Genomic DNA, 7676 nt, shown 5'->3' with positions numbered 1-7676 from the left:
TCCTCCAGATCGACACCGCCGGCTGACCCCGCGCCCGGATCATCGGCTTGTAGGCACTACACCTCGCACCCACGCGCACCCAAAACCGCAGGTCAACGGCCTGATCCATGCCCACAAGATCACTTAGCTGCGGAACTCAGGTCAGGGATCGGTTGCTTGGTCGCTCCGAAACCTACGAGCCCGTACGTGCGCGTCCTCACGCCGGCCCTCAGCGACACCGATCACCAACCACCGCAACCCATCGACGGCCCTAGCGACCCCCGGAGACCCACGGAAAGCCGAGGAGTCCCCGAATTGGTGGCTGCCTGGCCGGCTGGCCCGTCTGCTGCCCCACATCAGCGTCGAGTCCGAGCACGACATCGAGGCTGGTGCGGCGGAGATCGAGGACATCGCCGAGCCAAGCGAGGCGTCCGCACGGGCGCGAATCTGACCGCAGTCTGCTACGCGGGTCCCCGTTCAGCTCGGCCGGCCAGGCTCGCCAACCAGTGATCCCCTCTGGTGGCAGCGGAGTGGCTCCCGGGCCGTACTCCAACAAGGGGCCTGGCCGTGGCGCTGGCGCCCCAGCGCCCGCAGTCCCAGCCGGCGGAGTCTCGGCGACTAGTGGTTCCTCGGCCAAGACCCGCCCTGCAACGTCGCCTCGGGGCGTCGTTGTCAATGGCCGTGCCCCTCTGCCTTGCGAGACGCTGAGTCTCCCGTCGACCGAGGCGCACGCCCTAGAGTCTGGGCATGAGCGAGCTGAGCATGAACAAGGCAATCCACGGTGCCGTCCGACGGGACCTGGACAGGTTCCTCGCCGCACTCAGCACGTTCCCGCCGGGCGAGCGGAACAGGGCACACCAGCTCGGCACCGCGTGGGCGAACTTCGATGGCCAACTCACCCGCCATCACGAGGGCGAGCACACGATCGCGTGGCCGGCGCTCCAGGCCGTCGGTGTGAGCAAGGAGCTGCTGGCGACCATGGACGTTGAGCACGAGGCGATGGCCGAAGCTCTGGCCGAGACTCGTACCGCGATGGGAGCGCTGACACGCACGGCCGGCCTCGATGAGTCCAGGGCCGCGCTGGCCGCCTTCCAGAATCTGCAGGTGGTGACGGTCGCGCATCTCGACCACGAGGAGGCTGAGACCGAGGACGTCTACGTGGCCAAGCGCGACACTCCGGAGATCAAGGCGATGGGTAAGGCGTTTGGGAAGGTCAGCCCGGCCACGGGTGGAACGTTCTTCGCCTGGGTGCTCGACGGCGCGTCGCCCGATGAGCGCGAAGCGGTAACCCGAGACGTGCCCGGTCCCGTGCTCTCCATCATCGGCGGGATCTTCGGACGCGGCTACCGCAAGAACGTCGCGCCGGTCTGGCAGCGGTAGGTCGAGTACGGCACGTCGGTTCTGATCTTCGTCGTTTCGCGCGCTGCCGCATTCGCTGCGACAAGCGCACACTGGTGGACATGCTCCGCCCTGTAGAAGTTCTGCACGAGGGCCGCTGGCTACCCGCCACCTTGCTGGGCACTCGCCTGGAACCGGACGGCTGGCACGGGCTCGTGGGCTACTGTGACCCGGGCTCGAGGCAGGGCTACTACCACTGGTGCCCGAAAGCGCAGCTGCGCTTGCCTTCTGTGCAAGCCGACGAGGGCTAGTCTCGCAGCTGGTCTGTGCCCCCAACTGGGCGGTCGGGCCCGCCATGCCAGAAGACAAGGAGCTTGCGAACGCGCGCCGGATACCGGAGCGCCTCGCTCCAGATCGTCACCTCGCGGGCACCCTCTGCGGGCCGCGTGCGTTCGCAGCCACTGCCCACGCTCGAGTGTTCCCTCGTCACGGAACCCGCGTGAATCAGTGCTTCTTCGGAGAAGCGATGATCTCGATCGGGGAGCCTGTCTTGGCCCGCTTCTCCAGGCGCTTCTCCTTGATGGACTTGCCGGCCGCCTTCTTCTGCATGTGCTGTCGGGGTGACTTGTCGGCCATGGTGGCTCCTCGAGCCGGGAAGCCTGAACGGCTCCGTGACCTGTGACAGTACGCCCCGAGCCTCAGCGCGGGCGGCAATCGGGAACGCCACCTGGGGGGCGGCCAGGTGGACTGGTCAATGGCTTCGACCGCCGGCGAGTCCGCACCGCTGATGCGCCTGCCCGCACGCTTCGATGAAGTCGAAAAGGCGGACGAGGAGGGCCTGCCGCTCGAAGGACTGCTCAGGGACGAGCGGTCGAACACCCGGACCGGGGGAGATGCGGCCGCACTGTCACTCCCGGGGTCGGCGCTCGCTCACCGGCAGAACCACCTCGTTGAGACGTCGGAACCATGGCGTCCAGGGCGGGTCGAAGCGCGCGAAACGCGGTGGACCCGTCGGCTCAAGCCCGGCATCCTGCGCCGCCTGCCGTAGCCGAGCCGCCTGCTGCCGGTAGGAGGCGGCGGTCCATCGGCCCGAGTACCGAGTCACGGCGGCGAGCTCCTCGGGGACGGACCGGATCGCCACCCGGGCATTGCCCGGGACGGGTAGCGACCCACGCGTCGAGCGTTCCGGCATGACGAAGGACACGACATACCGTCCGGGTGCCGTCTCGGCTGTCACGGCCTGGACCGCCGACGACGGGCCCGCAACGGCGTCGCGGTGCTGCAGCACCGGAGCGGTCATCGCCAGCCCCTCGCGGGTCTGGGTGTCCCCGCGGATGTCGGCGACCAGGGGACGAAAGGCCGCGGTGCCAGCGTCCTCGAAGGAACCTTCGACGTCGACCTGGGCGACCAGATGCGCGGGGAAGTAGCGCAACTCAAAACCGGGTCCCTGCCGGACCACCTCGTACTGCTGTTGCTCGGTCATCGTGACCTCATTCCAGTCCTATCTGACGGAAAGACCGACCATCGAGGGGAGAGCCGGCCCGTCCCAAGCCTCGTGATGGTCCCGTGACCGCGCACGGGTGTGCACTGCCAGCCGGCACGGTGTCGGGCGAACCGGAGTGAGGCTCACGCCCGTGTGTTGCGGGCGTGAGAGGTCGGATGCGGTGGACCAGGTACCGGTAGCCGAGCCGCCGTCGTGACAGCAGCTGCCACCGGCTCATCCTCGAGGAGACCGGCGCCGGTCGCGTGGGCGGCGGCGGCCGAAGCGCCGGGGCCGGCCAGCACGAGGTTGGCGCCTGACGTCAGAGCGCTCAGGTGCGCGGCGATCGAGGTGAACCGCTCCTCGACCGTTGCGCTCAACACGATCAGGTCGGGCGTCAGTGTCGCGACCGCGTCGGCCAGAGCCGTGACGGGGGTGTCCGGGCCGAGGAAGGTGATCCGCCAACCGCTCCGCGACAGCACCACGCCGAAACAGATCAGGGCGATGTCGTGCCGCTCATCGGCCGGGCAGGCCAGTAGGGCTCTAGGTCCCCGCCCCTGGTCCCAGTCCCGGGCCAGGCCGAGCAGCCGGTCGCGGATCAGCTGGCTGGCGAAGTGCTCCTCGGCGACGCTGACTTCGCCGGTGGCCCATCCCTCGCCGATCTGCCGCAGGCAGGGCAGCAGGACATCGCGGACCACGGCGTTGAGCGTGAACTCGGCGAGCAGTGCGTCGAGAAGCCGGTGCGCTCGGCCGCCGTCGAAGCCGAGCAGCGCGCCATAGAGCTCGGCTCGGATCACCTGCAGATGGGTCAGGTCGGCTGGGGCCGTGGTGAGCACCGCCCGATCCAGGGCGGCGGTGCGGCGGTCGGTCGGACCCTCCGTCGAACCGGCTGAGGCCAGGGCCAGCTTGGCGGCCTGGGAGGGCGGATACCCACGGTCGATCTCGCTGAGCATCGCCCGCACGATCGCTTCGTCATCGCTGGAGTAGAGCCGGAATCCTCCGACGGATCGGTGCGGGTGGAGCAGCCCGTAGCGGCGCTCCCAGGCCCGGAGGGTGTCGACCCGAACGCCGACTCGGCGCGCCAAGTCGCCGATCTGCACCAGCTCGTGCGGCGAACGAATCTCGGATCCGTCGATCTCTGACTCCTTCCTCGTCGACCCGTCATCTTTTGACGTGCTGTCCATAGTCTGTCTAAGGTATGTCCAAGAAGCAAGGCCGACCCGCCGCACCAGGAAAGGGAGCCACCCGTGGTCCACTACCAGCGCCGGCTCGTCGTCCCGATGCCGCGGGATGAGGCGTTCGCATATCTGAGCCGGTTCAGCTCGGCAGCCGAGTGGGACCCAGGCGTCAGCTCGGCGCGCATGGTGACGCCGGACCCGGTGGGACTCGGCTCGGTCTTCGCGCTGGACGCGGTCTTCCTGGGCAACACGGTTCCGCTGCGCTACCAGATCACCGACTTCGATCCGCCGAACCGCGTGGTTCTGGCCGCGGAGAACTCATCAGTCCGGTCGACCGACGAGATCACCTTCAGTGCGGACTCTTCGGGCGACACCGTGGTCCAGTACAACGCCGAACTGGCCTTGAAGGGTCTGGCCCGGTTGGCCACGCCGATCTTCGCCCTGGCCTTCCGCCGGATCGGGGACCGGGCGTCCGAAGGGCTGCTCGCCACCTTGACCAACCGTGCCCCCCGGCCCCCGGGGCGGCAGCGGTGAACGGGCTGGTCTCGCGAGCCACGGCCGCCGTGGCGGACCCGGTGCTGGAGGCGACGGTGGTGCCGAGCTTCAGCCGGGTCGGCTACGTGGCACGCCACCGACTGGACGCATGGGAGGAGCCCGCGGCCGGCTCGATGGCCGGTCGGGTCGTCGTCGTCACCGGGGCCACCGGCGGTCTGGGCGGAGCGATGGCGGCTGCGCTGGCCCGCCTGGGTGCCACGGTGTGGCTGTTGGGCCGGAACCGGGACCGGACTGACTGGTTGGCCGGCCAGATCCGCGCGGACGTGCCCGGCGCGGTTCTGAAGGTTGCCGTGGCCGACCTGGCTCGGCTGTCTGACGTGCACGCGGTCGCGGACACCCTGCTCGCCGGGTCCGAAAGCCTGGACGTCTTGGTGCACAACGCGGGCGCCCTGATGGGCCGCTACGAGGCAACCGTCGACGGGCTGGAGACCACCGCCCAGGTGCACGTGGTCGCGCCGTTCCTGCTGACGTCGCTGCTGCTTCCACGGCTCCGGGCCACCCCCGGTTCGCGGGTGATCACGGTTTCCTCCGGCGGGATGTACACACAGCGGCTTGACGTCGGCGCGCTGACGCCGGACCCGGCGTCGTTCAACGGCGTCAAGACCTACGCCAGCGCCAAGCGGGCCCAGGTCGTCCTTGCCCAAGGGTGGGCAAGGCGCACCGCGGGCAGCGGCGTCGCGTTCCACGTCACCCACCCCGGGTGGGTTGACACCCCGGGCCTCCGTGCCTCCCTGCCCCGGTTCGCCCGGCTGATGGGGCCGCTGCTGCGCAGCCCGCAGCAGGGCGTCGACACGATCGTCTGGCTGGCCAGCTCCGCCGCCGGTGCGCACGGCGACGGCCAGCTCTGGCACGACCGCCGTGCGCGGTCCACCGTGCGGCTGCCCTGGACCGCGACGCCGGACGGTGAGGCCGACCGGTTGTGGGAGTGGACTTCCGCGAACGCTGGGCGTTCCCTCCACTCAGGCGACCACGCGGTGACACCCGTCGCGACGACCGGCCGGGTACAGCGATGACTCGGCCCCGGGCCGCGGTGGTGGGCAGCGGGGTCGCCGGCCTGACCGCGGCCTACCTGCTTCAGCGGCGCTACGACGTCACCTTGTTCGAGGCCGACGGACGGCTCGGCGGCCACGCACACACTCATGACGTCAACCGGGCCGGCGGCGGCACGGTACGGATCGACACCGGCTTCATCGTGCACAACGAACGGACCTACCCCCAGCTGCTGCGGTTGTTCGGCGAGCTGGATGTGCGCACGCAGGAATCCGAGATGTCGATGAGCGTGCGGTGCGAGGGCTGCGGCCTTGAGTATGCGGGCGCGCGCAAGCTGCGTGGCCTGCTCGCGGACCCCCGCAACCTGTCCCGGCCCCGCTACCTGCGGATGCTCGGCGAGGTGACCCGCTTCCACCGGGAGGCACGGCACGTTCTTACGGCCGACGACGACAGCTCGGACCAGCTGACCCTGGGACGGTTCCTGACCGATGGTCGCTACTCCCAATACTTCGTCGACCACTTCATGATGCCGGTGGTGTCCGCGGTGTGGTCCACCGGACCCCAGGCCAGCGCCCAGCAGCCGGCGCGGAACCTGTTCCGGTTCTTCGACAACCACGGGATGCTCTCGGTCGGTGGCTCGCCCCAGTGGCGGACCGTGGTGGGCGGCTCACGCAGCTACGTCGACAAGGTGGCGGAGCGGCTGACCTCGGTCCGTGTCAGTACTCCGGTGCGTACGGTCACCCGAGGCTTCGAAGCGGTGGAGATCCGCGACCATGCCGACGCCCTGCACCTGTTCGACCGCATGGTGATCGCAACGCATCCGGACACGGCGTTGGACCTCCTCGCCGACCCCAGCCCGGCGCAGAAGGAGATCCTCGGAGCGTTCACCTACTCCCGCAACGAGGCGTGGCTGCACACCGACGCCTCGGTCCTGCCCGGGCGGTCCGGTGCCCGCGCCTCATGGAACTACCTGAAGGCGACCTGCTCCGGACAGGAGGCCCAGCCGCTGATGAGCTACGACATGAACCGGCTGATGCGGCTCGTCGAGCCGATGGACTATGTGGTGACCCTCAACGGGACCGGTCGGGTCGCCGACTCGAGTGTGATCGCGAAGATGTCCTACGAGCACCCGGTGTTCACCCCGGAGTCGCTCGTGGCGCAGCGCCGGCTGCCGGAGATCAACGACCGGACCGTTGCCTTCGCGGGGGCCTACCACGGCTGGGGCTTCCACGAGGACGGCTGCGCCGCAGGGGTCCGGGCCGCGGCATCACTGGGCGTGCAGTGGTAGGCCCGATGTCCGACCTCGAGGTGCTGCCGGCCCTGTACGACGCCGAGGTGGTCCATGCCCGGCGACAGCGGCTCAACCGGACGTTCATCCATCGGATCTCCTTGTGGTTGGTCGACTTGGACGCCCTGCCGGTGCTGCCCTGGTGGCTGCGGTCGTTCGGCCGGTTCGAGGCGTCTGATCATCTTGGCGACCCGGGACGGTCGATCCGGGAGAACCTCGACACCTGGCTGGCCAGCCAAGGAGTGGACCTCCAGGGCGGCAAGGTGGTGATGCTGGCCAACGCCCGCACGCTCGGCCACGTGTTCAACCCGATCACGCTGTACTGGTGCTCGCAGCCGGACGGTCGCCCTGAGTGTGTGGTGGCGGAGGTGCACAACACCTACGGCGAGCGGCACTGCTACCTGTTGCGGCCTGACACCGAGGGGCGGGCCGAGGCCGCCAAGGAGTTCTACGTCTCCCCATTCCTCGAGATGGGCGGCGGCTATGAGATGAGGGTCAGCCGGCCGGAGCAGAACCTGTCGGTTGCGGTGTCGCTGCGCCAGCACGACCAGATCGTCTTCGCCGTCGGGCTCCGCGGCGCCCGACACCCGGCCACCCGCCGACGGTTGCTGCGGACCATGCTGCGCCACCCGCTCGGCACCTACCGCGTCTCCGCACTGATCAGGATGCACGGGATCCGGCTGTGGCTGACCCGAGTCCCTGTGCTGCCCAGGACACCGCACGTCCCTCAGGAGGGGGTCCAGTGAGCTCGTCCACCATCAACCCGTGGCCCGTGCAGACGCACCCGGCCCGAACCACCGCGCCCACGAGGCGCGCGCGGACGGTTCCGGTCGAGGTCCCCCGGATTCCGGTCCGCGCGGGTGTCGCC

The 7676-nt window shown here is 69.5% G+C and carries 8 protein-coding genes; 5 read left to right on the top strand and 3 right to left on the bottom strand.

Translation table 11 applies throughout. The features are described from left to right. The first annotated feature begins 726 nt into the window (after positions 1-726). A complete protein-coding gene (locus tag VIM19_19475) occupies positions 727-1359 on the top strand; it encodes a hemerythrin domain-containing protein (GenBank protein ID HEY5187025.1) in 633 nt (210 codons plus the stop codon). Between the two features lie 462 nt (positions 1360-1821). Here the strand turns inward: VIM19_19475 and VIM19_19470 are convergent, their stop codons facing one another. The 3 genes from VIM19_19470 to VIM19_19460 form a co-directional block, all read right to left on the bottom strand. Next, complete coding sequence (locus VIM19_19470; protein HEY5187024.1) at positions 1822-1953, bottom strand: hypothetical protein; 132 nt, start codon at positions 1951-1953, stop codon at positions 1822-1824. A 271-nt stretch (positions 1954-2224) separates the two neighbouring features. Next, positions 2225-2800: a heme-binding protein gene (locus VIM19_19465; GenBank protein ID HEY5187023.1), complete on the bottom strand. Its 576-nt coding sequence runs from the start codon at positions 2798-2800 to the stop codon at positions 2225-2227. A 143-nt stretch (positions 2801-2943) separates the two neighbouring features. Beyond that, positions 2944-3897, bottom strand: coding sequence for a B12-binding domain-containing protein (locus VIM19_19460; GenBank protein HEY5187022.1), 954 nt, complete (start codon positions 3895-3897; stop codon positions 2944-2946). Between the two features lie 147 nt (positions 3898-4044). Here VIM19_19460 and VIM19_19455 point away from each other — a divergent pair, with 147 nt between their 5' ends. Genes VIM19_19455 through VIM19_19440 form a run of 4 tightly spaced genes read left to right on the top strand, consistent with a single transcriptional unit; the run spans position 4045 to position 7554 of the window. Next, positions 4045-4509, top strand: coding sequence for an SRPBCC family protein (locus VIM19_19455; protein ID HEY5187021.1), 465 nt, complete (start codon positions 4045-4047; stop codon positions 4507-4509). Further along, a complete protein-coding gene (locus VIM19_19450) occupies positions 4506-5543 on the top strand; it encodes an SDR family NAD(P)-dependent oxidoreductase (protein ID HEY5187020.1) in 1038 nt (345 codons plus the stop codon). Before VIM19_19455 ends, VIM19_19450 begins: the two co-directional genes overlap by 4 nt. After that, positions 5540-6808: an FAD-dependent oxidoreductase gene (locus VIM19_19445; GenBank protein HEY5187019.1), complete on the top strand. Its 1269-nt coding sequence runs from the start codon at positions 5540-5542 to the stop codon at positions 6806-6808. Before VIM19_19450 ends, VIM19_19445 begins: the two co-directional genes overlap by 4 nt. A gap of 5 nt (positions 6809-6813) precedes the next feature. Further along, on the top strand, positions 6814-7554 hold the full coding sequence (locus tag VIM19_19440) for a DUF1365 domain-containing protein (GenBank protein ID HEY5187018.1): 741 nt from the start codon (positions 6814-6816) through the stop codon (positions 7552-7554). Positions 7555-7676 lie beyond the last annotated feature (122 nt).

The sequence above is a fragment of the Actinomycetes bacterium genome (assembly GCA_036510875.1).
Classification (GTDB): Bacteria; Actinomycetota; Actinomycetes; order Prado026; family Prado026; genus DATCDE01.
The sequence above is the reverse complement of the archived record's forward strand: the minus strand, read 5'-3'. Positions and strand labels throughout refer to the sequence as shown.